Source organism: Aeromonas sp. R5-4 (assembly GCF_040908215.1).
Classification (GTDB): domain Bacteria; phylum Pseudomonadota; class Gammaproteobacteria; order Enterobacterales; family Aeromonadaceae; genus Aeromonas; species Aeromonas veronii.
The window spans coordinates 149,388-175,281 of record NZ_JBFODG010000028.1 but is presented as its reverse complement, the minus strand read 5'-3'; the positions used below and the strand labels follow the sequence as shown (position 1 = coordinate 175,281).

Sequence of the window (25,894 nt, the reverse complement as noted above, 5' to 3'; positions counted from 1 at the left end):
TGCCAACAGTGATTGAGAAACAGCCTCATATTAGGCACTCCCCCCGTCAGTCACGTTGATCTACGTCAAAGGAGGTAGCGAAGAGCGCACAGCCCGACGATTTGTCGGCGCAGATCACCCTTTGGCCGCCCGTTAGCTGCCCGTTAACCCCGGCGAACCAGCCGGTAGGCCACCTCATCGAAGTAGGAGAGCTGACCCGACAGCACCCGTGGGTGATCCACCTCGGCGGCGCGCCCCAGCACCTCGATACGAAAATCGCGCTCGAACAGGGCTCGCACCTCCATCTCACCCACCGAGAAGGGGGGCTGACTCTGCTGTTCAGGCTGATATTCGAGGGTCACCAGCAGGATCTGGCCACCAGTCTCGACCAGCGAACTGATCAGGGCTGCATACTGGCGGCGCATCGCGGTCGGCAGGGCGATCAGCGCCGCACGGTCATAGACCAGTCGGTAACGGCGACCCAACTCGGGAGCGGCAAAAAAATCCCCCTGAAAGATGCGCAGGCTGTCCACTTGATGGCACTGATAAGGGCCCACTTCGCTCACGGTGGAGGCAAGCTGGTTTTCACTGAAGAACTGGCTGACGGCAAGGCTGGATAACTCGAAACCGTCGACCGGATGGCCCTGAGCGCTCAGCCAGAGCATGTCGCGGGACTTGCCGCACAGGGGAACCAGCACCGGCTCGTCCGCTTGCTGGGCCGACCACCAGGATTGCAGCCAGTGGTTGAAGTCCGCCTGATGAAAGCCAATCCGGTTCTCTTCCCAACGCTGATGCCAAAACGCAGCTTCCATCGTTATTACCCTTCTGTACTAAAGATGCCTCAATATCACAACTTAACCGGCACCGCGCAACCCTCTGCCCTCCCCTTTTTGCCGCGCAGCCTCTGCGTGTTATCGGGCGAATGACAGAACCTTCCCTTGCTCTGCGCCTCGCTGTCGCAATATTCGCAATTGGCTGTGCTTATGACGGGCAGAGGTATACCAACCCATGCAAAAACGTCATGGGTGTATGGCGATGAATGAATAAAGGGAATGACGCTAGCAGGCCAAAACGTGCCTGCCAACGCCAGAAAAATCACGACAGCGTGGCACGAGCAGCCGCCAGCTGACGCTCGATATAAGCAAAATCGGGACGATCGGCGGGGAGTTCCGAGAGGCAGGCCGCTTTGAGTTGATGCAACCCATCGAGCGGTGAGTCTTGCGTATCGCAATGGGCCAACAGCTCCTCCAGCAGACAACCAAAGGCGCGCACTTCCAAACGCTCAAGGCCCACGGCCCGCTCGCGGTTGCTGCGCTCATACAAGGAAGCGGCACCAAAATCCCCCAGCAGGGCGCGAGCCGGCGCGTCAGACCCACGGGAAAACAGAATATTGTGGCCGTAGAGGTCCCCGTGCATGATGCCCGCGCGGTGCAGATGGCCCGCCACCGAGGCGATGCCGTGGGCCATCGCCAGCACATCCGGCACACTCAGATGCAGCCCCTCGGGATAGACATCCCGGGTGCAGGAGTCCAGGCTCGGCGGCCCGGCCAGATTGGCAAAGGCCGGGTCGATCAGCTCCATCACCAGCGCCGGAATGCCGGAGGGGTGATCCGCCACCTTGCCTATCACCTTGATAAGGTTGGGATGAGTGCCCGCCGCCAGCGACGCCGCCATCTCGCAGCGGGGCAACCCGTCGCTGGTCACCGCCCCCTTGAACAGCTTGACCGCCACCTGACTGCCATCACCTCTGCCGCTCGCCTGAGTCACTTCATCAGCAGGATTACCCACAAGGGTGGCGCGATGGATAACGCCAGATGCTCCCTGCCCCAGCAGCTCGCCCAGCGCCAGCGTCTCCCAGGCAAGAGGCGTGACATGGGCATCATCGATGGCGCGCGCCTCCGCCCCTTCGCTAAAGGGGTTGCCGGAGTAGGCAAGCCAGGAAAGGCGCGGCAGCGAGAGCAGCCACTCGGGGAAGCGTTCGATGCGGTTGGCAGCGATACGCAACAACTCCAGATTACGGCAGTTGGCAAGGCTGGCCGGCAGCTCGCGCAAGCGGTTGCCCGCCAGCATCAGCTTTTGCAGGGCATCGCACTGGCCCAGCTCATCGGGCAGGTGCTCAATTGCGTTATCGGTCAGGATCAGCCAGCGCAACCCCGCAGGCAGCGCCTTGGCCGAAACTGTGACGATCTGGTTGGCCTTAAAGCCCACCATGGTGAGCGCCGGACAGCGCCCCAGCACCTCGGGCAGCTCGGTAAAGCGGTTCTCGGAGCAGAAGATGATGCGCAGTTTGCCAAACCCGGCCAGCTCGTCAGGGAGCGCGCTCAGCTGGTTGCCGGTGAGATCCAGCACCTCCAGCGTCTCTTTCAGGCTCAAAATCTCGAGGGGGAACTCCGTCAGGTTTTCAGATAGTTTCAGATGGCGGGCACCGCACAGTTCACCTGCGCGCAGCTGTTCCAGAGTATGCATAACCGTTTCTCAATCCTGATGATCTGTCTGATGGTGTAGCCAGCCATCAGCGCGCCGAACCTGGGTCCGGCGGTTTTAAAGGGGGGCATTATAAAGAATTCGGGGCGCAGTTCGCCCCTTTTGTTGCCACGAAGGCCTGTATCGACATGTAGCAAAACAAGTTAGAGAGAAAGAGAGCAAGATTCGGGTCGTTCCAGCGAGGAGTGGTTGCCATAGTGGGGGCCAAACCCAAGTCGGTTGGAACCTATTGGGGTTCCAACCCACAGCCAACCCTGTGCCCCACTGATTTGGCGCACAACACACCTGCGAGGGAACTGCCATGTCATTACTGTCCAACAAGGTCGCCATCATCACCGGCGCCAGCTCCGGCATCGGCCGCGCCAGCGCCATCCTGTTTGCCCGCGAAGGGGCCAGCGTCGTCATCGGCGCCCGCCGCCAGCCCGAGCTGGATCTGCTGGTGGATGAGATCCGCCATGAGGGGGGCCAGGCGGTGAGTCTGGCGGGAGATGTGAAAAGCGAGACTTACGCCCGCGCTCTTGTTGATCTCGCGTTAACCCGTTTCGGCGGGCTCGATATCGCCTTCAACAACGCAGGTACCACAGGCACGCCGGGCAGCGTAGAGGAGCTTGAGCTGACGCAGTGGCAGGAAACGCTGGATACCAACCTCACCAGCGCCTTTGTGGGAGCCAAGTACCAGATCCCCGCCATGCTGGCGCGTGGCGGCGGCTCGCTTATTTTTACCTCTACCTTCGTCGGCCACACCCTAGGGCTGCCCGGCATGGCGGCCTATGCGGCGAGCAAGGCGGGCCTCATTGGCCTGACCCGGGTGCTGGCTGCCGAGTATGGGGCACAAGGGGTGCGGGTCAACGCCCTGCTGCCGGGGGGTACCGACACACCCATGGGGCGGGCTTTTGCCAATACGCCAGAGAGCCTCGCCTTTGTGCAGAATATGCATGCCCTCAAACGGCTGGCCCAACCGGAGGAGATCGCCCGTTCGGCCCTTTATCTCGCGTCCGATGCATCCAGCTTTACCACCGGCATTGCGCTGCTGGCCGATGGTGGGGTATCAATTTGTCGCACATGACCTTGTCGCCCCCCACACCCTGCGACCGCAACCTTATCGTGAGAGCGCCTTATGTCTGATTACGCCCGCATCGCCGATGCTATCCGTTTTATCGCAAGTCAGGTGGAGCGCCAGCCCACTCTGGACGAGATAGCGGCGCACGTGCACTTAAGTCCCTTTCACTTCCAGCGGCTGTTCAGCCGCTGGGCCGGAGTGACGCCCAAACGCTATCTGCAGGTGCTGACCCTGGAGCGGGCCAAGGCGCTGTTGCAGGAGTCGCGCCCGCTGCTTGAGGTGGCCGATACCCTGGGCCTTAGCAGCGGCTCGCGGCTCTACGATCACTTCGTGCAGCTCGAAGCGGTGACGCCGGGCGAGTACAAGCAGCGCGGGGCCGGGCTGGTTATCGATCACGGGGTGCATGACACCCCCTTCGGTCAGGCATTCGTCGCCCTGACACCACGGGGGGTGTGCAACTTCTCGTTTCTCGATGACAAGGCCCCAGAGGTGCCGCTGGCCGCCCTCGCCCATAACTGGCCCGAGGCAGAGCTTAGGGAGGCGCCATCACGCACCCAAGGGGTCATCAACACCATGTTCGATGGCAGCAAGGCACCGGATCGCCCCATCTCCTTGTACGTGAGCGGCACCAACTTTCAGATCAGCGTCTGGCGGGCGCTGCTGCAGATCCCGCCCGCCAAGGTGGTGAGCTACGCCCAGGTGGCAAGCGCCGTCGGCAATCCCAAAGCCGCCCGCGCCGTGGGGCTGGCGGTGGGCGCCAACCCCGTCGCCTTGATGATCCCCTGCCACCGGGTCATCCAGCAAAACGGCAAACTCGGCGGCTATCACTGGGGCGAGACCCGTAAACAGGCGATCCACGCCTGGGAAGCGGCGAGGTATGAGTGAAGGTGGCCTTTATTCTGCTCGGCCTAATGAGGAGAACAGGAATCTTGGTAGTGAGTCAGCAGATAATCAGGCAGCGCCAGACAAGCGGGCGGCGATATAAAACGGGGGCATGAGCAGAATTGGGGCGCAGATCGCCCCTTTTGTTGCTTTGGCGGGGCATGGCGCTTAGCAACACCACCCCAGCGAATTGACGAAGAGACGTAGGGTGCAATAAGCACAGCGCATTGCACCGTTTTCAGAGCGGCGTGTGTGCAGTGTATTAGGAACAAAAGTAGAGGTGCAATTTCATTGCACCCAACGGTACAGCCCATCACAGGTGTCTCTCACGCCATGCTCTGCGGTAATTTTGGAGCACTGCGTAAAAATTTTCCGACAGCAGAGCTTTGTTATCCCCCCCCCCGACAAGAGGAAAAATAACTACTCAAATCTTTGCTCCCGCCGGTTGTACTCCTCGGCCTCACTCTCCCTATTCTCTCTGATAGCCCGATTTAGAAGGGAAAGCTTGGTCTTAGCTACCTCTCGTACCTCAGGTGTCATATGAGTTAATAGCTCTGAGAATGCCTCCGAACGAACTTCAAGAATATCGGCAAGTGATCCTGACCACCCACAGGGAAAAGACCTGGAAAAAATAGTTTCAACTATCGCGACTTTATTCTCTGCGGCATCTAAAAGTGATGTAATGTGATGACTGAGAATTACTTTCTTTGGATTGTCTAGTGGTTGTGATTCCTTGTCCAAGGATGTGTATGCCGAAACGGCACTTGCTACTTTATGTATCCTATCTTGATTTCCATTACACCAACTCAGCACGCGCTCTATAGGCGTTAAGTTTAATGGCGAGCTACTGCTATTAACCCTATCCTTGAAAAGCAAATAAATAAGTCGTTCGCTATTCTCACTATCTATCAACACTCTATCCAATACAAGTTCAGGATGATTTTTCACCAGATAGGCTATGACAGTCTCTAATTCGAAGCCATATAAGCGATGCGTCTCAACGCCATCGCAAAGCAAGTTGATAATATCGCGAATATCATTCTCCGGTGCTGAGCCTGATAAACACACTTCAATAACACGGTCAATTCCATGCAGCTGTCGCCTGTTAATCTCATCCCTGTGCATTGATAACAGTTTCAAAATAGCCAGCCTTCCAACGGATCGTAGGTCATCGCTAGGACTGTAGTTGCTCACCTTTTCAGTAAAGAATCGCATGCTCAAAATTTGAATGGTTGAAAATATCCCATCAGCTAAATCATTAAGTGCAGCAAGTAATTCTGATAAATCATCATCAGAAATGGATTCATGAACTCGACCGTAACTTATCTGTTGAAACCTCCATGCATCTAGTTCACCAGATTTCGCCAGCTCAATAAGCTTTTTTGTACCCCAAGGGGCTATCGGCGTTGCAGACAAAATATCAACAAAATACTGCTTAAGCTCCGGCACATTTAATACAGACTCTAGGAGCTTCCGAGACAAGCCAGGATCACCGGCATGAACGCCAGCAATAAAACCGCGAAAGAGGATAGGTTGTACCACTTCTAGCTCTTGCTTTTGCATCAGACGGACAAGCGTATCAAACGTTAAAGCTTGGTCTGATGAACCTTTGGCCAACCCTTTGCCGAATGACCAAAGCGCATCAATATGTTTTTCCCATAACCTTGGCGCCAATCTTTCAAGGTAATCAGGTTCAGATGACGCAAGCTCACCAAGTTTTTCTATCTTCTGACGAATTTTTTCAGAATTTTCAGTATAATCCCCACCTCTAATTTCTACGTGCTCCCATGTGCTAGTCAGAGCGTATGCCTCGATTTCGAAATAGGGGTCAGCTGGTGCGGTTAAATGCTCAAGCGCTTCAATCCTTTTGAATAGTTCAGGTGTGTGTTCTTTCCCGTTGTAATGGATTGTCCGCTTAATGGCCATCCACATATCTGGCCATTTACCGCCAGCGCCATATTTGCGAACTATGTTTTCGAGAATGTCAAAGCAGCCAGCATAGCTCCATAGTCCTACAAAATGGTTTGCTAGTATTGCCTTTGCCCAATTACAAATGGGTTCATTTTCCGAGTCTAAAAACGGCACTAACAACTCAATATAACCTACGTACCAGTCTAATTTCTCTTTATTCGTTGTAGGCTCCCACCCAAAGTCCCTGCTGCGAGCGCCAAAATCAAACTCTCCAAATGAGCTCCAATGAGAAGCCTCAAACGCAGACCGAAGAATTTCCTGCGCAATCTCAAGGTACCTCAAGCAGCCAGAATTTAGCATTCTATTCACAAAAGAATGTCTTCGCGCTGGAGTAGCCTGTGTCCCAGAGAGGTATAATGAAAAGAGGCTCGCCAATTGATTAGCGATACTATTGTTGTTCTCGCCAGCTTTTTCTGTTTCCGCAAAACGTAGAATTAGTCCAGCAGCACGGTCGAAGTACTGGTCGTCATATGCTATTTTCCTAAGTAACCGAACGAACGTAGAAAAGTTTTGATTGTTTCGTGAGCAGAAATCTTGAACTTCCGAGGCATTCTCTATAGCAGTTAAAACTACATCTGGAAACACTGGCGCGATATGAGTTAATGCCGTAAGCAGGTCAGCATTGCACTGTGCAATGTTGTGAAATGGCCCATCAACCTTCATCCACGTATGAGCGAGATTTCTAGCAGCTTCAAAGTCATGCATATATCCTAGTCGATGAGCGCATGACTTGAACAAACGAAAATTTTCAGCCTTTAACAACTCAGCATTAATTTTATCAGGATCGATGTTCTGAAGAGCTCGCCGTGCGAGACGGTTAGCTACAGCATGCGGGAGCACTGCTCGCCAGTTTCCCCGCTTTTGCGATAACTGCCTCCGCAATAGCTCTGCATGATTGCGATTCAACCTGTCACGTTCAAATCCGCCAATTCTAGAAAGAGCGCTCAATTCATCATTAAACTCATTCGGGGAAACATTGAACGAATAAACCAGGGATAGAACCTCTGCGCTTTCAAGCAAACTTTCGGTTGTCCCTTTTCTTTGATTGAAGAGCCTCTGGAACAAGTCTTCATCAGTAAAATTTGCCAAGGTCTCATCTGCACCCACTCGACTCGCCAATGCGATCGCAACACGTGCATTCCCTCCGGAAAACTCTGCAACTTTATCGGCATTAACACGCCCTAGAGACGGAAACCTCTTTTGAATAAGTTTAGAGACAGTCTCCTCGCTTGATGGTTCGATGTGTATTACTTCTGTTTCTTCTGGGCGGTCATCCGAAATATCATATTCGATAGTAAGAAGACTCAACTTTGCTTGATTTGACGAAACCTGCTTTTGCAGTTTTCTATGAACATCCGGTGGGCAGTTATCCAACACCAAATAACTTGAAAAATCATTAGCTATCAAGTACGAGACAAGCTCAGATGCTGTTGGAGTTAAGTCATCACCAAGATCTGCATATATTACATTCGCTCTCGGCAGAGAGTTATCGCATACATCACTTTCAAAAAGTGCCTGAGCAAAGCGTGTTTTTCCGACTCCTGACAGGCCAGTTATTCGTACCACCGAGCCAGATCTTTGTAATCTTTCACGCACAAGCCTGATTCCATCCAAAATGGCTATAGGCTTCTTATGATGTGAATTCATATCGATGACGCAAGGGTGTTCGTCGAGCAAAAACTCATCATCTTTATCGACAGGGGTGGAAGTCCATCTCCCAAACGGTCGCCATCCGGATAATGGCTTGCCTAGTCTAGAGCGAACCCACAAGGCAACCTCAGGAAATTGTCTCAACCATGCGCTGAGCCGATCCCTACCATAAAAGTCAAGGAGAAGATCTTCGCTATCTGGTAAGCCTTCGAGCGCAGATTTCATTCCCATAAGACGTTCTGATAGCATTTTGTCAGAACAATCATCTTTGCCACTAACAATTATATAAGCGCCTTTTTTTTCTAAGAGGTCCCCTATAACCGTTTTTATCGTTCCTTTATCAAGCATTTCATTTTTGCAGGCCGCTTTACTCATACTGTTTTTCTTTACTTGAAAACCAGTATTTTCACGACTTACAAAGCCTGGCTTTAATAAAGGGATAGCATCGACAACTCGAACATCGAGACCACCGTCAGCAGCCTCTTGCGCTCCACCCCACAGAACACAAGATGTCTGAATTTCTTGGCGAATCAATTCCGCTTCACACAACCTAGCGACCAATTCTCTTAGATCAGCATCATTGAGATTTGAAATATCAGAAGGTTCAAGTTCAAAAAATCTCATTAGGTTTCAAAAGTCCCTATATTGAAAATTGATATTAGTAATATTGAAAGAGCGTATAACAGTGATTAGATGGAAGGCGGTACTAATTCAACAACAGTATCTGCCGTATAACTCCGCTTCATCTTCATAACTACCTCAAAAATTCATTTTAAATCATAATATTACCAAACTGTCACTGACATCTGGCCGCATTCGCTTCCATCCACTGCGGTCCCCACTGGCGTTCAACATACTCGCGGCGTACCCCAATAACAGCAACACTACCGCACGACAACCCCTAGTTTGGCTGCTTTTAACCCACGCAATGTACTTGGCTTGGCTCATAGATGGCGCCAAAGAGACCACTCTATACGACTATCCTAGCGAGCAAGGCAGATAAGCAAAAGCGGATGATGATAGTTTCCTGAGCAAGATCAACAAATTAATCAATAAGTAACAATGCTGACCGTATACCAGAGGTGCGGGATCGTAGATAAAGAAAAGACGCCCTAAGGCGTCTTTCATATTTTCAGGATTAGGAGCAAACAGTTTGGATGCTATTACCCTCCCCGTCTTGCTCCGCAACCCAATCAGATCGGGGTAATGGAGGTGATATGGGCATCCCCGTCCAGTGATTTGAAGATCTGCACCACGGCTTCACCATGGATCGGTTTGGCAAGCGGCACAGTGCTCTTGCACTTGAAGCGGTAGTTGGTGCCAGCCACCACCTGGGTGGAGACTTCAAAGGGTACGTACTGCACCCCGACAAATCCTTTCAGCGCCTGATCAAATACCGCCTGATCCTCGGCGGTCAGCTTGTGATATGCGGTCCATCCACCCACCAACACTGCTTGTTCTGACATATCAAACTCTCCGTGCTCTATGATCCCGACTCGTTTGGCCGTTCGGGCTGCGCCCCGTTGATTCAAGTGGTTTCCGGTCTCCACCGGGGTGTCATCACTGCCGGTTGGCGCGATGACGATGGGCAAATTTGCGCAGCTATCTGCAACTGGATCAGCCCTCCCCCCAGCCACGAGCCGCTGTTGACAGCGGGCTCAATTGGCATGAGAGAGCCTAGTGCGGGATGGCAAAAATGCCCCTGTCACATATGACAGGGGCAAGGTGGCGAAAAAGCTGCTCGAAAAAAGAAGATGTGCTGCGCAAACGATTGAGAAAAGAAAAGACGCCTCAAGGGCGTCTTTTTGCATTTTTATGCTCGAAGGGCAGAAGGGCGCGAGCCGCTTATTCCCATTCGATGGTTGCGGGCGGCTTGCCGGATACGTCGTACACCACGCGGGAGATACCATTGATCTCGTTGATGATGCGGTTCGATACGTGACCGAGGAAGTCGTACGGCAGGTGAGCCCAGTGGGCGGTCATAAAGTCGATGGTCTCGACGGCGCGAAGCGCAATGACCCAGTCATATTTGCGACCATCGCCCATCACGCCAACGGAGCGCACCGGCAGGAAGACGGCGAACGCCTGGCTGACCTGGTTGTAGAGGTCGGCTTTGCGCAGCTCTTCGATAAAGACCGCATCGGCGCGGCGCAGAATATCGCAGTACTCTTTCTTCACTTCGCCAAGGACGCGCACGCCCAGACCCGGGCCCGGGAACGGGTGACGGTAGAGCATGTCGTAAGGCAGACCCAGCTCCAGACCAACGCGGCGCACTTCGTCTTTGAACAGCTCGCGCAGCGGCTCGACCAGACCCATCTTCATCTCTTCCGGCAGGCCGCCGACGTTGTGGTGAGACTTGATGACGTGGGCCTTGCCGGTCTTGCTGGCAGCGGATTCGATAACGTCCGGATAGATGGTGCCTTGCGCCAGCCACTTGGCGTTTTTCAGCTTTTTCGCTTCATCATCAAACACTTCAACGAAGACGCGGCCGATGATCTTGCGCTTGGCTTCCGGCTCGTCAACACCGGCCAGGGCAGAGAGGAAGCGATCTTCGGCTTCAACCTTGATGATGTTCAGACCAAAGTGGTCACCAAACATCTCCATCACCTGCTCGCCTTCGTTCAGACGCAGCAGACCGTTGTCGACGAAGACGCAGGTCAGGCGATCGCCGATGGCGCGGTGCACCAGCATGGCAACCACGGAGGAGTCGACACCGCCGGAGAGGCCGAGGATCACTTCATCGTCACCCACCTGCTCGCGGATGCGGGCAACGGCGTCGTCGATGATGGTGGCCGGGGTCCAGAGGCATTCGCAGCCGCAGATGTCTTTGACGAAGTGCTCCAGCATGCGGGCACCCTGACGGGTGTGGGTCACTTCCGGGTGGAACTGCACGCCGTAGAAGCGCTTGGCTTCATTGGCCATGGCCGCGTGGGGGCAGGTCGGGGTCTGGGCGATGGTGGTGAAGTCGGCCGGAATGGTGGTGACCTTGTCACCGTGGCTCATCCAGACATCCAGCAGGGCATTGCCGTTGTCGGCGATGGCATCTTCGATATTGCGCAAGAGGGCGCTGCTCTTGCCAGCTTCGCCCAGCACTTCCACCTTGGCGTAACCGAATTCACGCTCGGTAGAGGATTGCACCTTGCCACCCAGCTGCTCGGCCATGGTCTGCATGCCGTAGCAGATACCGAACACAGGGACACCGGCGTTGAACACATACTCGGGGGCGCGCGGGCTGCCTGCTTCGGTCACGGACTCGGGGCCGCCGGAGAGGATGATGCCGCTCGGATTAAATTCGCGGATCTGCTCTTCGGTTACGTCCCAGGCCCACAGTTCGCAGTAGACGCCGATTTCGCGCACGCGGCGGGCGATCAGCTGGGTGTACTGGGAACCGAAGTCGAGGATAAGGATACGGTGCTGGTGAATGTCTTTAGTCATTTTATTCCTGCATCAGGCTGATGTTGTCACAAAGGGCACGGGATAAAAAAAGGGTGGAAAAACGGGGCGCAGGGCCCCGTTTTATCAGCCCATCCGATAGTTGGGGGCTTCTTTGGTAATGGTCACATCGTGGACGTGGGACTCTTTCATCCCGGCGCCGGAGATGCGCACGAACTCTGCCTTGGTGCGCATGTCGTCGATGGTGGCGCTGCCGGTCAGGCCCATGGAGGAGCGCAGGCCGCCCATCTGCTGGTGGATGATCTCTTTGAGGCGCCCCTTGTACGGCACGCGGCCTTCGATGCCTTCCGGCACCAGCTTGTCGGCGGCGTTGTCGGTCTGGAAGTAGCGGTCGCTGGAGCCTTTGGACATGGCGCCCAGGGAACCCATGCCACGGTAGGATTTGAAGGAGCGACCCTGATAGAGCTCGATCTCGCCCGGCGCTTCTTCAGTACCGGCGAACATGGAGCCCACCATGACGCAGCTGGCGCCCGCGGCAATGGCCTTGGCAATGTCGCCGGAGAAGCGGATACCGCCATCGGCAATCACCGGAATACCGGTGCCTTCCAGCGCGTCAACGGCGTCGGAGATGGCAGTGATCTGGGGCACGCCCACGCCGGTCACGATACGGGTAGTACAGATCGAGCCCGGGCCGATACCGACCTTGACGGCGTTGACACCGGCAGCTGCCAGCGCCTTGGCGCCCGCGGCGGTCGCCACGTTGCCACCGATGATCTGAAGATCCGGATAGGCGTCGCGAGTGGCCTTGATGCGATCCAGCACGCCCTGGGAGTGGCCGTGGGAGGAGTCGATCAGCAGCACGTCAACACCGGCTTCCACCAGCGCGGCGACGCGCTCTTCGTTGCCGGCACCGGCACCAACCGCAGCACCGACCCGCAGACGACCCTTGTCATCTTTACAGGCGTGGGGCTTGCGCTCGGCTTTCTGGAAATCTTTAACGGTGATCATGCCCTTGAGTTTGAAATCGGCGTTCACCACCAGCACTTTTTCGATACGGTGCTTTTGCATCAGGGCAACCACCTCTTCACGAGGGGCCCCTTCACGCACGGTGACCAGACGATCTTTCTGGGTCATGATCTGTTCAACGGTCTGGGAGAGGTCAATCACGAAGCGCACGTCACGGCCGGTGATGATACCGACCAGCTGATTGCCGTCAGTCACCACGGGGTAACCGGCGAAGCCATTCTTGTGGCTCAGCTCCTTGATTTGGGCAATGGTCATGTCAGGGCGCACGGTGACGGGGTCAGTGACCACGCCGCTCTCGTACTTCTTGACCTTGCGCACTTCGGCAGCCTGCTGCTCGATGGACATGTTCTTGTGGATAAAGCCGATACCGCCTTCCTGGGCCAGTGCGATAGCCAGACGGGCTTCGGTCACTGTGTCCATGGCAGCGGAGATCATCGGGATATTCAAGCTGATGGCGGAGGTCAGCTTGGTACGCAGATCGGCAGTATTGGGAAGAACTTCGGAGTGGGCGGGAACCAACAGTACATCGTCGAAGGTTAACGCTTCTTTGGCAATCCTGAGCATGGCAATATCTCACCGTTGAGGAAGTGGGAGTGTAAAATATTGCCGACGAAGTTTACTCACGCATTGGTCACTGGTAAAGAAGTTTTTTGAATTTTTTATGGCATAGCCCTCTTTTAGGCGGCCAAAACGCCAAAAAACCAAGATTATCAGTACGAAAAGCGCCATTTCGGGGAAAAAGAGTTGGCTAGCCGGTGATTTATGCAAAACCGGTAGGTGCCGACACAGCGCAACCCCCATGCAACGGGATGATCGACAAGGGCTCAGGGGGCAAGCGGCCTCTGACCCCCCTCCCCTGTCTTGTGTCCTTGTATTGTCTCTTGCCCTCGCGGCGACCACTCGCACCGGTATCATTCTCTTCTCAATGTCCCTTGCTCGGTCTGGATAATAAATTTCACCTGCTGCCAATATATATTTCCCGGCACAACAAAGGGTGTCTCTCTTTATTATTTTCGCCCCACCATCCGCAGCAAGGTATTATCTTTATCCAGCAGATGATGTTTCAATGCCCCGACAATGTGCACCAGCAAAAATGCCAGCATGACATATGGCAAATAAATATGGATTGTGTGAGCAATATCCCGAACGGATTCACTGAGTGGAATTACATTGGCCGGATCATGGATATCTGGATTCATCGGAATAATAGACCAGCCAAATATCGCGACACCTCGGCCAGCCGCTGCGGAATAACAGAGACCGGACACCGGAATAAGCAGCGTTGAAATCAGCAAACCCCAGTGGATCGCCCTGGCTGCCAATGCCTCGTAAACAGGATATTGACGCACAGGCTCAGGCCACCCTTTAACAAGGCGGAGAATGGCGCGGGGCAGGATCAAGATCAGTGCAATCACCCCCAGAGATTTATGCAGGGCATAGAGATCCCATATTTCAAATTTAACCATCAGATAACCCACAAGGGTCAGGCCAATCATCAGCAAGGCAACCGACCAGTGCAGCAAACGGGTCGTCAAACTTAAGTGGATTGAGGGATTCATAAGCTACTCCAAACAGGGGGCGAGTGAACGCTGGTCAAGATGGTGGCGCCGTGAATATCAGCGAGACAAGAGATATCAACGGCGTCGAGGCAAGCCGCGACTTGGCCAGATGCGGGCAAACGCGAGAGCTTTGTCGGGAGCCATACTGCCTGCCCGGATAAACGGCAGCGTTTCCAATCTTGCTTTTCTGCTGCTGACGCCTCCTGCTTAGCGCCCTCCCCCTGTTTCGGGTTAAGATAGCGGCCATCGTTTTATCCCGGCTCCGCCGGGGCAGACCACAGGTACGCCATTGAACCGATTTACCCCATCCAGTGCGGCAAACGGCCGCGAACAGCAGGTCTTTACCGTCACCCGCCTCAACAGCGCCGTGCGCATGATCCTGGAGCAGGATCTGGGGCTGGTGTGGCTGACCGGCGAGCTCTCCAATCTGGCGATGCCAAGCTCCGGCCACTGGTATTTCTCCCTCAAGGACATGTCGGCGCAAGTGCGCTGCGCCATGTTCAAGGGCAACAACCGGCGGGTGGCCTTCCGCCCGCAGGATGGCATGCAGGTGCTGGTGCAGGCGCGGGTCTCCCTCTATGAGCCGCGCGGTGACTACCAGCTGATCATCGAGTCGATGCAGCCTGCAGGAGACGGCGTATTGGCCTTGCGTTTTGAAGAGCTCAAGCGCCGCCTCGGCGCCGAGGGGCTGTTTGACGAAAGCCGCAAGCGGCCGCTACCCCGTGAACCGCGGGCGGTGGGCCTTGTCACCTCCGCCACCGGCGCCGCCCTGCACGATATGCTGACGGTGCTTAAACGGCGTGCGCCGGATCTGCCGGTCTTTATCTACCCAACTCAGGTACAGGGAAGCACCGCCATCAGCCAGATCGTCGCGGCGATCGCCAAAGCGAACCAGCGCGCCGAGGTGGATGTGCTGATCGTTGGCCGTGGTGGCGGCTCCCTCGAAGATCTCTGGTGCTTTAACGAAGAGGCGGTGGCCCGCGCCATTGCCCACTCAGCCATACCTGTGGTGAGCGCGGTGGGCCACGAGGTGGATGTCACCATCAGCGACTTTGCCGCCGACTTGCGCGCCCCTACCCCGTCGGCTGCCGCCGAGCTGGTGGCGCCGGATCAGAGCGCCCGTGCCCAGCGTCTGGTTCACCTCAAGCAGCAACTGCTGCAGGCGATGAACCGCCAGCAGACCGCCGCCCGCCACGATTTCATCCTGCTGCAAAAACGGCTCGACCATCAGGATCCGAAACGGCGGCTGGAGCAGCAGTCCCAGCGCCTCGACGAGCTCTCCACCCGTTTGCAGCAGCTATTGCGCCAGCGGCTGCATCAGGGAGAGCGGCGCCTCGCCAACCTTGAGCTGCGCCTGCAGGGCAAAAGTCCGGAGCGCCTCTTGGCAGCTGGCAAGCGCCGCCACCAGCTGGCCGAGGAACGACTCTATGCCCTGATTGCCAAGCGGCAAGACCTTGCCAGTCACCGCCTCGCCATGCTCACCGCCCGCCTCGACGGGGTGAGCCCGCTCGCCACTCTGGGGCGCGGCTACTCCATCACCCGCACTGCGCGTGGCGACGTCATCAGCCGCGCCGATCAGGTCAACAGTGGCGATCAGCTCGTCACCACCCTGGCACAAGGGAGCTTGCAGGTGCGGGTCGAGGAAGTTATCAAAGACGCCGCACAGTAGATCGGCTGCATCAAACCACCAGCCAATCTGCCATTCAGCCCGGCAATCAGCCAAAAACAAAGGCCACCACCGCAAACAAGGTGGTGGCCTTTTTTATATCGGGTGCAGCCGCCCGCTCACCCCTTGGCGCGGCGGGCGACCAGGGTGAACTTGTAGTCATCGCTCTTGAAGAAGTTGCGACTGAACTCGAACACGGTGCCATCTTGCAAGAAGCCACGGGAGACCTTCTCGATAATGGGCTTGGCAGGATCGATACCGAGCGCCTCCACAACCTGCGCCGAGGGGAGCACCGGAATGATCTCCTGCTCGCTGCGGTCAATCACCAGCTGCTTCACCTCTTCGATGTAGTGGTACTTGGAGCCCTGCATCACCGCATAGCTGAGGTCGGGGAAGAGAGCGAGCGGCATCCAGGTCTCCTCCAGCGTTACCGCGATCTGGCGAATAAAGCGCACCCGCTTGACGTAGTAGACCAGCGCCCCCTCCACCAGATTGAGCCGCTCGGCCAGTTCGCTGCTTGCCTTGATCACCTCGAAAGCGAGAATGTCGCTGTGGGTCTCGGCCGCCGGATCGGTCACCTTCTCGTAGAGGCTGGTGAGCTGATAGATGTCGTAGTTCACCTTCTCCTGCCGCACATAGCTACCGCTGCCCTGAATGCTCTCGATGACGTTGAGTTCGGTCAGCTGCTTGAGGGCCTGACGCACCGTCACCCGGCTCACCCCGAACTGCTCGCGCAGCTCGGCTTCGGTGGGCAGAGCATCGCCGGGGGCCAGCTCCCCTTGCGCAATCCACTGCTGGATGGTGTCGGCTATCTGGCGATACATAGGTTTTTTCGACACGAAAGGCCACCTCGTCGGCTCTGCGCCATGATAAATGGAAGAGGCGTCATTCTACCCCAGTTACCCGGCAGACAAAACGGCTCAGCCTCATTTGACCTAACAAATCACCTTGACCAAGCAATACAAAAGCAATACAAATATTGAATTGTATGATACCACTCACAAAAATCAGTCGGCCGGTTTGTTAGCATCGCTGTCACTTTCACCATGACGGCTTGCTGGCAAGCCAACCTGACAGAGGATCATCATGAATCTGACCAGTCTTACCGGCCCCCATCTCATCACGCTGCAAACCCGGTTTGCCGATCGGGATGCGGCCATTCATGCCCTGGCTGATCGGCTCGATCAGGCCGGCAAGCTGCACGACAAGGCCGCCTTTCTGGCCGCGGTCATGGCCCGCGAGGCGCAGGGCCCCACCGCCCTTGGCGAAGGGCTGGCAGTGCCCCACGGCAAGTGCGATGCGGTGCGCGAAGCGGCCTTTGCCGTCGCCACCCTGAGCGAGGAGCTGGGCTGGGAGGGGATCGACGGCCCCGAGCCGGTCAACCTGATCTTCATGCTGGCGATCCCGACCGATCAGGCGGGCTCTACCCATATGCAGCTACTCACCACCCTCACTACCGCTTTGGTTGATGACGATACCCGCGAGGCGGTGCTGGCGGCCCAAAGTGCCGAGCAGCTGATGGCGCTGCTCGATGGCGAAGGGGATTGCGGTCAGCAACCAGCAAAAGAAGACAACTTAGATACAAATCAACCTACTGTGGTCTGTGTCACTGCCTGCCCGGCGGGGATCGCCCACACCTATATGGCTGCCGAGTATCTGGAAAAGGCGGGGCGCAAGCTGGGTATTCGGGTACTGGTCGAGAAGCAGGGTGCCAACGGCATCGAGGATCACCTGCCGCAAGAGGCGCTCGATGCTGCGGTGGCCTGCATCTTCGCCGCCGAGGTGGCCATCAAGGAGCAGGAGCGTTTTGCCGGCATCCCCCGGATCGAGACGCCGGTGGCCGAGCCCATCCGCCATGCAGAGCGGATCCTGAATGAGGCACTGGAAGCGGCCAAGGCCGGTCGCACCGCCCCGACGCCCAACCCCGGCCAGAGCGATGCGCCGACCAGCAAAAAGGTGACCCTCAAGACCGAGCTCAAGCAGGCGCTGCTGAGCGGTATCTCCTTTGCCGTACCGCTGATCGTGGCAGGCGGTACCGTGCTCGCCGTCTCTGTGCTGCTGGCCCAGATCTTCGGCCTGCAACATCTATTTGATACCGAGAACTCCTGGCTCTGGATGTACCGCAAGCTGGGCGGTGGCATGCTGGGCACCCTGATGGTGCCGGTGCTGGCGGCCTATACCGCCTACTCGCTGGCAGACAAACCGGCGCTGGGCCCGGGCTTTGCGGCGGGACTGGCCGCCAACATGATTGGCTCCGGTTTTCTCGGCGGTGTGGTCGGTGGCCTGATCGCCGGTTACCTGATGCGCTGGGTCAAGCAGCATGTGCGCCTCAGCCCCAACTTCAACGGCTTTCTCACCTTTTACCTCTATCCGGTGATCGGCACCCTGGTGGCGGGCAGCCTGATGCTGTTTGTCATCGGCCAGCCGGTAGCCTGGCTCAACAACAGCCTCACCGAGTGGCTCAACGGCCTCTCCGGCACCAATGCGCTGGTACTGGGCGCCTTGCTCGGCTTTATGTGCTCGTTTGACTTGGGTGGCCCGGTCAACAAGGCGGCCTACGCCTTCTGCCTCGGCGCCATGGCCAACGGGGTCTACGGCCCCTACGCCATCTTCGGCGCGGTCAAGATGGTCTCGGCCTTTACCGTCACCTTCTCCACCCTGCTGGCGCCGCGCCTGTTCCAGACCTTCGAGATCGAGACCGGCAAGTCCACCTGGCTGCTGGGGCTGGCAGGGATCACCGAGGGCGCCATTCCGATGGCCATCGAAGATCCGATCCGGGTGATCGGCTCCTTCCTCGCAGGCTCGGTGGTCACCGGCGCCATGGTGGGTGCCATGGGGATTGGTCTCTCCACCCCGGGGGCCGGCATCTTCTCCCTGTTCCTGCTCCACGATGGCGGCCACGGCGCCCTGATGGCGGCCGCCGTCTGGCTCGGTGCGGCGATGGTGGGCACCCTTATCTCCACTGTGGTGCTGATCGGCTGGCGCCGTCACGCCATGCAGCGCGGCACCTATCAGGTGGTCGCCGCAGAGTAAGGCTCATCTTCACCACCACTTTTTCAACAGACTATTTTTCCGCACGGCAGGCAAGGGCCGTCGTGCGTCAGCAAAGGATCATTGTCATGACAGTTTCACGAGTTCACATCACGCCGCACATGCACTGGGATCGGGAGTGGTACTTTACCACCGAGGAGTCCCGCATCCTGCTGGTCAACAATATGGCGGAGATCCTGGCGCGGCTTGAATCCGACCCCGACTACAAGTTCTATGTGCTAGATGGCCAGACCGCGGTGCTGGAGGATTACTTCGCCATCCAGCCCGAGAACAAGGCCCGGGTGAAGGCGCTGGTGGAATCGGGCAAGCTCATCATCGGCCCCTGGTACACCCAGACCGACACCATGCAGGTGAGCGGCGAGTCCATCCTGCGCAATCTGCTCTACGGGATGCGCGACTGCCTGAGCCTTGGCGAGCCGATGAAGATCGGTTATCTGCCCGACTCGTTCGGCATGTCCTCCCAACTGCCCCACATCTTCAACGGCTTCGGGATCGAGCGGGCCATGTTCTGGCGCGGCTGCTCCGAGCGCCACGGCACCGACAAGACCGAGTTCCTCTGGCAAAGCAACGATGGCAGCGAGGTGACCGCCCAGGTACTGCCGCTCGGCTACGCCATCGGCAAGTACCTGCCGGAAGACGAGGCGGGCCTGCGCAAGCGGCTCGAATCCTACTTCGAGGTGCTGGAGAAGGCCTCGGTGACCCAGGATATCCTGCTGCCCAACGGCCACGACCAGATGCCGCTGCAACAGAACATCTTCGCCATCATCGACAAGCTGCGGGAGATCTACCCCCAGCGTGAATTTCACATGAGCCGCTTCGAGCAGGTCTTCGAGCGCATCGAGGCGTGCCGCGATCAGCTGGCCACCCTCAAAGGGGAGTTCAACGACGGCAAATACATGCGGGTACACCGCACCATCTCCTCCACCCGGATGGACATCAAGCTGGCCCATGCCGCCATCGAGAACAAGATCGTCAACATCCTCGAGCCGCTGGCAAGCATCGCCTGGGCGCTCGGCTTTGAGTACCACCACGGGCTTTTGGAGAAGATGTGGAAGGAGATCATGAAGAACCACGCCCATGACAGCATCGGCTGCTGCTGCAGCGACAAGGTGCATCAGGAGGTGATGACCCGCTTCATTCTGGCCGACGACATGGCCGAGAACCTGATCCGCTTCTACATGCGCAAGATTGTCGACAACATGCCGGTGGCACTGTGCGAAGACGGGGTACAGGTTGCCGACAAGCTCTGCCTGTTCAACCTGATGCCCTTCCCCCGTCAGGAGGTGATCAATACCAGCATCCGCATTCGCGCCCAATCCTTTGCCCTGCGCGATGAGGCGGGCCAACCGGTGCCCTACTTCATCCGCGCCAAGCGCGAGATTGACCCGGGTCTGGTGGACAGACAAATCGTTCACTACGGCAACTACGACCCCTTTATGGAGTACGACATCCAGCTCTGCCATCCGCTGCCGGCCATGGGCTACTGCACTCTGCATATCGAGGGCAACCAGCCGGGAGTGGAGCAACCGGTGACGGCCAGCGGCGAGCTGCTGGAGAACGATTTTTACCGCATCGCCCTCAATGACAACGGCACCCTGCAGATCCTGGACAAGCTGCGCGGCACCACCTTCGATCAGGTGCTCACGCTCGAAGAGGGCTCCGATGATGGCGACGAGTATGACTACTCGCCATCGCGGGACGAGTGGTTGCGCTACTCCACCGAGTTTGCGGTGACCCGCGAGGTTACCCATCAGGCGTGGCAGAGCATCGCTACGCTCAAACTGCGTATGGCCTTGCCGGCCAACCTCGCCGAGCGGGCCAACCGCCAGTGCAGCGGCCACCTTGATGTCACCTGCCGCATCACGTTGGCGCATCAGAGTCCGCGCATCGACATCGAGCTGGAGCTCGACAATCAGGCCGATGATCACCGGGTACGGGTGCTGATCCCCACCCCCTTCCCGAGCGATACAGTGGTCTCTGACAACCAGTTTGGCTGCATCACCCGCCCCACCCGCGACAGCGCCATGGCGAACTGGGAAGCGGAGGGGTGGAAAGAGGCCCCCATTCCGGTCTGGCAACTGATGAACTTCGTCGCCCTGCAAGATGGCAAGCAGGGGCTGGCGGTGCTGAGTGACGGTCTGCGCGAGTTTGAAGTGATCGGCGAGCAGTGCGACACCCTGGCACTCACCCTGCTTCGCGGGGTCGGCGTACTCGGTAAAGAGGAGCTGCTGCTGCGCCCGGGTCGCCCCTCCGGCATCAAGCTGCCGACCCCGGACTCCCAGGTGCGTGGCAAACTCAGCTGCCGTTTCAGCCTGCTGGCGTTTGCCGGTGATCACATCAGCGCCAACGTGATGCAGGCGGCGCGCAGCTACCTCACTCCGGTGCGCTGCTACAACAAGATCCCGTTCGATGCCATGAAGCTCAACAAGGCGAGCTTCACCACCCCGCTCCACTTCAGTCTGCTCGCCATGGATCCCTCCGGTCCGGTGCTGAGTGCCCTGAAAAAAGCCGAGGATGAAGAGGCGCTGGTGATCCGGGTCTACAACCCGAGCGAGCAGGCTGTGCTGAAGGGTGGCAAAGTGAGCTGCGAACACGCCCTGAACGACTGGCAAGCGGTGCGGATGGACGAACATCCCCTGCCCCTTGAACTGACCGCTGGCGAGTTTGGCGAGCTGGCGCCGTGCCACTCCCGCAGCGTGCGCTTTCGGGTGGCTCGCGGCTAACCGCCGATAACACCCACAGGTAGCAACAGGCGGGGAAGAGTCATCCCCTCCCCGCCTGTTTATCCCTTCAAGCTGGCCTGCCCCGCTTGATAAAGACATAAAAAAATCCCCGCCAATTGGCGGGGATTTTTATTGGGTTCTGCTTCATCCCGCGAGCGGGAGCGCGCGCTTAGCTGGCCTTGCGCAGGATCTGCTCAAGGTAGTTAGCGAAGCGGTGACCGTGATGCTCCAGCAGTTTCGGGAACATGGAGATGGAGGTCATGCCCGGGAAGGTGTTGATTTCATTCAGCAGGATCTCCCCCTCCTCGGTCAGGAAGAAGTCGATGCGCGAGAGATGGGTCAGTTTCAGCTGACGGAACGCCTTGAGGGCGTACTCGTGGATCGCATCGGCCTGCGCCTGGGTCAGCCCTTCGGCACGCAGTGCGGTCTCGGTATGGCTGGCGCTGCTGTACTTCTCTTCATAGGTGTAGAACTTGTCCTGCGGCACGCAGATCTCGCCCGGATACGTCGCCACCAGCTCGTCACCATACTGGTAAACCGCCACTTCCAGCTCACGCGGCTTGACTGCTTTCTCGATCAGAACCTGTTCGGAGTAACCGAAGGCATCGGCAATGCCCTTTACCAGATCCGCTTCGTTGCTGGCGGAGTAGCAGCCAACGGAAGAACCCTGGGAGGCCGCCTTGATAAAGACCTTGCCCCACTTGGCCAGCGCAGCTTTGGCCTCGGCCAGCGCCGCCTCATTTTGCTCGGTCAGGAACAGGTACGGGGTGTTGGGAATGCCGATGGCGGAGAGCCACAGCTTGGTGCTGATCTTGTTGAAGCAGATCTTGCTCGCCTCGGCATCGCAACCGAGATAAGGCAATCCGGCCAGTTCGAGGAAGGATTGCAGATCGCCGGTCTCACCCGGGTAGCCGTGGATGCAGGGCACCACGTAATCCACCGGACGGGCCACGCTGTCAAACGAAAGCAGCTTGTCGAGCCCCAGCTTGCACTCGCGGCCATCGGCACTGAGCCAGCGATCGGCGAACATCTCGACGCGGGTCACTTCGACACCGGGCAGAAGGCCCAGTTGTTGCTCGAGGAAATTGGCGCTGCGCAGAGAAACCTCGTGCTCGGAGCCACCGCCGCCGCACAGCAGCAAGACATGCATGTTCTTCATTAGATGTGATCCCTTGGGAAAAGCGGCCTCGTCATGACCATTTGATAAGCCAACCACCATAAAAACCGGACGAAGCCAGATACGAACATAAGTGCGCGCCAGTGTAGCAAGGGAGATCAACCCTTGTCAGCTGATGGGAGACCCATGACCCCACTTCTTGCAGTGAAAAGTCTCCCCTGTGTCAAAATCGGGACACATTGCCCCTCAGCGCGGGGGATCGACCCTTCCCATGCCGTTGCCATTGACCCGAAACCAGCCGGCAATGCTGTAGCGCTCACGATTGGCAGGCAGTACCTCGTGGGGAAACTCCTCGGAGAGAAACATGACCAGCCGCCCCCCCTTGGGGCTCACATCCATCAGGAACTGCTCCTTGTCGTCATACACGCGCAGCACTCCACCCGCTTCGGGCAGCCAGTCGTTGTTGAGGTAAAACACGGTGGTAAGACGGCGGTTGGATCGACCGGCAAAGGCATCCCGATGGGTGGCGTAAAAATCCCCGCTGCGATAGCGGGCGAAGTGGGCCTCGTAGTCGAACAATCCCAGCATCAGCATCCGGTTGGCGGCAAGACGCAGGGACTCCATCCGGGCGAGGTAGTCAGCCACCGGCGCACCGAGGGAGGGCTCCAGCCAGTGGATCTGGTCACGGCGAATATCGGGATTGCCCTGGTGCAGGGCGTCACGACCGATCCCGGCCGGTTGCCATTCGCCTGGCAAACAGGCTTTGAGGGCATCCACCTCGGCGGCAGTCAAAAAATCATCCACTATCACCCATCCCCGGGTGTAAATGGCATCCATGGCAGCTTGATAGTCCAAGATTGGCTCACAATGAGTGGAAAGAGGGCGCTTTGTAGCGACTTACCGGCAAAGTCACAAACCGGTTTGCTTCTCTTGAGAAGTCCTAACATCAATACGCGAGTTGCTGCCCACCTCCCCGCATTTTTGTCGCCAGTTGTGATCCCGCCCTGCCAAAGAGCGTATTGGCTGTCGAAACTGTGATGGCCCTTGCAATCGGGACGAGGAGGCGCCGCGGCCTCCTTGCGGTGCCAAGAGCCAGCCGATACCGTATCCGCATCGCCATGTTGCTGTTCATCCGGCGCTTGTCTCTGTCACCGACCGAACTACTCACGGCACAACCCGCGCATCACCCACGAAAGGATCTTCTCATGCCTCTGCCCGATCTCACTTTGCAACGACTGGATGGTACCCCCTACCCGCTGGCTCAACTGGCGGGCAAGGTGGTGCTGGTGGTCAATGTGGCCAGTCGCTGCGGCTTTACTCCCCAATATGAAGGGCTGGAAACGCTCTATCGGGAGCTAGGCCCCAAGGGGCTGGTGATTTTGGGCTTCCCCTGCAACCAGTTCGGTCAGCAGGAGCCGGGGGATGCGGACGAGATCGCCCGCTTCTGCTCCCTCGACTATCCGGTCACCTTCCCCATCATGGCCAAGTGCGATGTCAACGGTGAGCATGCCCACCCCTTCTACCAGTGGCTCAAGCAACAGAAACCGGGCTTTCTTGGGCTGGAAAACGTCAAATGGAACTTCACCAAGTTCCTGATCGACCGCGATGGCAACGTGGTGGAACGCTTTGCCCCCCAGGCCAAACCGGAGAGTCTGGCCGAGCAGATCCGCGAGATGCTCTGATGCTCCCGCACCGTTTTACGCCACTGCGTTGAACGATTGTATGGCGGCCGGTGCGACAGCTACTGCGCAGCGGCCGCTCTTTTGCTATATTACGGCCCCACTATCTTTTCCATATCGTGGCTGGCCCCAACATGCTGGCTGCCCGTTGAGCCAAAGGCTCATCTCAGGAGTTTCTCTCGAACATGTCATTCAACGAACTGGGTCTGTCTCCGCATATTCTGCGGGCCGTCAAGGAGCTGGGTTACGAACAGCCAACCCCCATCCAGCAGCAAGCGATTCCGGCCATTCTGGCCGGTCAGGATGTGCTCGGCGGCGCTCAGACAGGCACAGGCAAAACGGCCGGTTTCACCCTGCCGATGTTGCAGCGTCTGCTGGCCAACCACGGTCGTGGCCGTCGTCAGGTGCGCGCACTGGTACTGACCCCGACCCGCGAACTGGCGGCCCAGGTTGGCGAGAGCATCATCAAGTATGCCCACCACCTGCCGTTCAAGACTCTGATCGCCTATGGCGGTGTCAGCATCAAGCCCAATCTGGACGCCATCAAGCTGGGTGTGGACATTCTGGTCGCCACCCCGGGCCGTCTGCTGGATCTGCTGACCCAGGGCGCCCTGACCCTGAGCCAGCTGGAAGTGCTGGTGCTGGATGAAGCGGATCGCATGCTCGACATGGGCTTTATCGTCGACATCCGCCGCATCATGAAGGCGCTGCCTGCAGAGCGTCAGACCCTGCTCTTCTCTGCCACCTTCTCAAACGACATCAAGGCGCTGGCGGACGATCTGCTGAACGACCCCACCCTGATCGAGGTGGACCCCAGCAATACTGCCGCCGAGCAGGTGACCCAGCGCATCATTCAGGTGGATCGGGAACGCCGCCGCGAGCTGCTCTCCCACATGATTGGCCGTGGCAACTGGCAGCGGGTGCTGGTGTTTGTCCGCACCAAGCAGATCGCCGACCGCCTCGCCCAGCAGATGCAAAAAGATGGTCTCAATACCGTGGCGATCCATGGTGACAAGAGCCAGGGAGCCCGCAACCGGGCGCTGGCCGATTTTCGCAGTGGCGAGGTGCGGGTGCTGGTGGCGACCGATATCGCCGCCCGCGGTCTGGACATCGATCAACTGCCCTACGTGATCAACTTTGAACTGCCCCAGATGGCGGAGGATTACATCCACCGTATCGGCCGCACCGGCCGCGCCGGTCGTGGCGGCGAGGCCATCTCGCTGGTCAGTCAGGACGAGCTGGGTCAGCTCAAGGCGATCGAAGCCCTGATCGGCCAATCCCTGACCGTGGAGATCCTGGAAGGGTATGAGCCAAGCGGCAAGCCGAGTCGCCAGACTCTGCCGGGCAGCAAGCCGGTGCAGAACCCGCCTCGGGCTCGCGGTCATGCCAACGCCAAGAGCAGCAATGCCAAGGGCAAGCCAGCCGCGGGCAAGGGCAAAGCCAAGGGTGACGCCAGCAAAAATCCCGCCCAGTCTCCTCAAAACAAGTCCCGCAAGCGCGAAGTGGTGGGCGAGGATATCGGCTTTGCACCGATGCGCCGCTTGCCCAAAGCAATGCGCGACAGCTATCAGGAGAGCAGCGACGAGTAAGCTCGCGCGCGACGCTAATTGCCAAGCCAAAAGAGGGAGCCTGCAAGGCTCCCTCTTTCGTTATG

The 25,894-nt window shown here is 57.7% G+C and carries 17 protein-coding genes; 7 read left to right on the top strand and 10 right to left on the bottom strand.

Going from position 1 to position 25,894, the window contains the following annotated elements; translation table 11 throughout:
* Positions 1-143: 143 nt before the first annotated feature.
* Both AB5Y83_RS14480 and AB5Y83_RS14475 read right to left on the bottom strand, forming a co-directional pair.
* Positions 144-791, bottom strand: coding sequence for a thiopurine S-methyltransferase (locus tag AB5Y83_RS14480; protein ID WP_111900065.1), 648 nt, complete (start codon positions 789-791; stop codon positions 144-146).
* 283 nt (positions 792-1,074) lie between these two features.
* Positions 1,075-2,445: a leucine-rich repeat-containing protein kinase family protein gene (locus AB5Y83_RS14475; RefSeq protein ID WP_111900064.1), complete on the bottom strand. Its 1,371-nt coding sequence runs from the start codon at positions 2,443-2,445 to the stop codon at positions 1,075-1,077.
* 319 nt (positions 2,446-2,764) lie between these two features.
* Between AB5Y83_RS14475 and AB5Y83_RS14470 the strand changes: the two genes are divergently transcribed.
* Positions 2,765-3,529, top strand: coding sequence for an SDR family oxidoreductase (locus tag AB5Y83_RS14470; RefSeq protein ID WP_368175395.1), 765 nt, complete (start codon positions 2,765-2,767; stop codon positions 3,527-3,529).
* 51 nt (positions 3,530-3,580) lie between these two features.
* A complete protein-coding gene (locus AB5Y83_RS14465) occupies positions 3,581-4,408 on the top strand; it encodes a bifunctional transcriptional activator/DNA repair enzyme AdaA (protein ID WP_368175394.1) in 828 nt (275 codons plus the stop codon).
* 417 nt (positions 4,409-4,825) lie between these two features.
* On the opposite strand, the gene AB5Y83_RS14460 is transcribed toward AB5Y83_RS14465, so the two are convergent.
* The 5 genes from AB5Y83_RS14460 to AB5Y83_RS14440 all read right to left on the bottom strand — a co-directional run bounded on the left by AB5Y83_RS14460 (position 4,826) and on the right by AB5Y83_RS14440 (position 14,004).
* Positions 4,826-8,650 (bottom strand): hypothetical protein, encoded by a 3,825-nt coding sequence (locus AB5Y83_RS14460; RefSeq protein WP_368175393.1) that lies wholly within the window; start codon positions 8,648-8,650, stop codon positions 4,826-4,828.
* Positions 8,651-9,219: 569 nt separating this feature from the next.
* Complete coding sequence (locus AB5Y83_RS14455) at positions 9,220-9,492, bottom strand: hypothetical protein (RefSeq protein WP_005337011.1); 273 nt, start codon at positions 9,490-9,492, stop codon at positions 9,220-9,222.
* A 379-nt stretch (positions 9,493-9,871) separates the two neighbouring features.
* Positions 9,872-11,461 (bottom strand): glutamine-hydrolyzing GMP synthase, encoded by a 1,590-nt coding sequence (gene guaA / locus AB5Y83_RS14450; RefSeq protein ID WP_033115210.1) that lies wholly within the window; start codon positions 11,459-11,461, stop codon positions 9,872-9,874.
* A gap of 84 nt (positions 11,462-11,545) precedes the next feature.
* Positions 11,546-13,009 (bottom strand): IMP dehydrogenase, encoded by a 1,464-nt coding sequence (gene guaB / locus AB5Y83_RS14445; RefSeq protein ID WP_005360033.1) that lies wholly within the window; start codon positions 13,007-13,009, stop codon positions 11,546-11,548.
* 443 nt (positions 13,010-13,452) lie between these two features.
* Positions 13,453-14,004 (bottom strand): cytochrome b, encoded by a 552-nt coding sequence (locus AB5Y83_RS14440; protein ID WP_368175392.1) that lies wholly within the window; start codon positions 14,002-14,004, stop codon positions 13,453-13,455.
* A gap of 289 nt (positions 14,005-14,293) precedes the next feature.
* On the opposite strand from AB5Y83_RS14440, the gene xseA reads away from it, so the two are divergent.
* Positions 14,294-15,673, top strand: a complete 1,380-nt coding sequence (gene xseA / locus AB5Y83_RS14435) for an exodeoxyribonuclease VII large subunit (RefSeq protein WP_368175391.1) — start codon at positions 14,294-14,296, stop codon at positions 15,671-15,673.
* A gap of 116 nt (positions 15,674-15,789) precedes the next feature.
* Here the strand turns inward: xseA and AB5Y83_RS14430 are convergent, their stop codons facing one another.
* On the bottom strand, positions 15,790-16,509 hold the full coding sequence (locus AB5Y83_RS14430; RefSeq protein ID WP_043851054.1) for a GntR family transcriptional regulator: 720 nt from the start codon (positions 16,507-16,509) through the stop codon (positions 15,790-15,792).
* A 247-nt stretch (positions 16,510-16,756) separates the two neighbouring features.
* Here AB5Y83_RS14430 and mngA point away from each other — a divergent pair, with 247 nt between their 5' ends.
* Together mngA and mngB are read left to right on the top strand one after the other, a co-directional pair.
* Positions 16,757-18,703: a PTS 2-O-a-mannosyl-D-glycerate transporter subunit IIABC gene (gene mngA, locus AB5Y83_RS14425; protein ID WP_368175390.1), complete on the top strand. Its 1,947-nt coding sequence runs from the start codon at positions 16,757-16,759 to the stop codon at positions 18,701-18,703.
* Between the two features lie 86 nt (positions 18,704-18,789).
* A complete protein-coding gene (gene mngB / locus AB5Y83_RS14420; protein WP_368175389.1) occupies positions 18,790-21,444 on the top strand; it encodes a mannosylglycerate hydrolase in 2,655 nt (884 codons plus the stop codon).
* Between the two features lie 169 nt (positions 21,445-21,613).
* Here mngB and AB5Y83_RS14415 read toward each other — a convergent pair whose 3' ends face one another.
* Together AB5Y83_RS14415 and AB5Y83_RS14410 are read right to left on the bottom strand one after the other, a co-directional pair.
* On the bottom strand, positions 21,614-22,603 hold the full coding sequence (locus tag AB5Y83_RS14415; protein WP_368175388.1) for a D-alanine--D-alanine ligase: 990 nt from the start codon (positions 22,601-22,603) through the stop codon (positions 21,614-21,616).
* Positions 22,604-22,807: 204 nt separating this feature from the next.
* Positions 22,808-23,416 carry a 2OG-Fe(II) oxygenase gene (locus tag AB5Y83_RS14410; RefSeq protein ID WP_362783778.1) on the bottom strand — a complete coding sequence of 203 codons (609 nt, stop codon included), beginning with the start codon at positions 23,414-23,416 and terminating at the stop codon, positions 22,808-22,810.
* A gap of 350 nt (positions 23,417-23,766) precedes the next feature.
* Here AB5Y83_RS14410 and AB5Y83_RS14405 point away from each other — a divergent pair, with 350 nt between their 5' ends.
* Complete coding sequence (locus tag AB5Y83_RS14405) at positions 23,767-24,243, top strand: glutathione peroxidase (protein WP_278166715.1); 477 nt, start codon at positions 23,767-23,769, stop codon at positions 24,241-24,243.
* Between the two features lie 182 nt (positions 24,244-24,425).
* Positions 24,426-25,829, top strand: a complete 1,404-nt coding sequence (locus AB5Y83_RS14400) for a DEAD/DEAH box helicase (protein ID WP_021230569.1) — start codon at positions 24,426-24,428, stop codon at positions 25,827-25,829.
* Positions 25,830-25,894 lie beyond the last annotated feature (65 nt).

Bases quoted from the DNA above. Each gene is read 5' to 3' on its own strand.
- AB5Y83_RS14480 (WP_111900065.1), bottom strand. From the start codon at position 791: ATGGAAGCTGCGTTTTGGCATCAGCGTTGGGAAGAGAACCGGATTGGC.
- AB5Y83_RS14475 (WP_111900064.1), bottom strand. From the start codon at position 2,445: ATGCATACTCTGGAACAGCTGCGCGCAGGTGAACTGTGCGGTGCCCGC.
- AB5Y83_RS14470 (WP_368175395.1), top strand. From the start codon at position 2,765: ATGTCATTACTGTCCAACAAGGTCGCCATCATCACCGGCGCCAGCTCC.
- AB5Y83_RS14465 (WP_368175394.1), top strand. From the start codon at position 3,581: ATGTCTGATTACGCCCGCATCGCCGATGCTATCCGTTTTATCGCAAGT.
- AB5Y83_RS14460 (WP_368175393.1), bottom strand. From the start codon at position 8,650: ATGAGATTTTTTGAACTTGAACCTTCTGATATTTCAAATCTCAATGAT.
- AB5Y83_RS14455 (WP_005337011.1), bottom strand. From the start codon at position 9,492: ATGTCAGAACAAGCAGTGTTGGTGGGTGGATGGACCGCATATCACAAG.
- guaA (WP_033115210.1), bottom strand. From the start codon at position 11,461: ATGACTAAAGACATTCACCAGCACCGTATCCTTATCCTCGACTTCGGT.
- guaB (WP_005360033.1), bottom strand. From the start codon at position 13,009: ATGCTCAGGATTGCCAAAGAAGCGTTAACCTTCGACGATGTACTGTTG.
- AB5Y83_RS14440 (WP_368175392.1), bottom strand. From the start codon at position 14,004: ATGAATCCCTCAATCCACTTAAGTTTGACGACCCGTTTGCTGCACTGG.
- mngA (WP_368175390.1), top strand. From the start codon at position 16,757: ATGAATCTGACCAGTCTTACCGGCCCCCATCTCATCACGCTGCAAACC.
- mngB (WP_368175389.1), top strand. From the start codon at position 18,790: ATGACAGTTTCACGAGTTCACATCACGCCGCACATGCACTGGGATCGG.
- AB5Y83_RS14415 (WP_368175388.1), bottom strand. From the start codon at position 22,603: ATGAAGAACATGCATGTCTTGCTGCTGTGCGGCGGCGGTGGCTCCGAG.
- AB5Y83_RS14405 (WP_278166715.1), top strand. From the start codon at position 23,767: ATGCCTCTGCCCGATCTCACTTTGCAACGACTGGATGGTACCCCCTAC.
- AB5Y83_RS14400 (WP_021230569.1), top strand. From the start codon at position 24,426: ATGTCATTCAACGAACTGGGTCTGTCTCCGCATATTCTGCGGGCCGTC.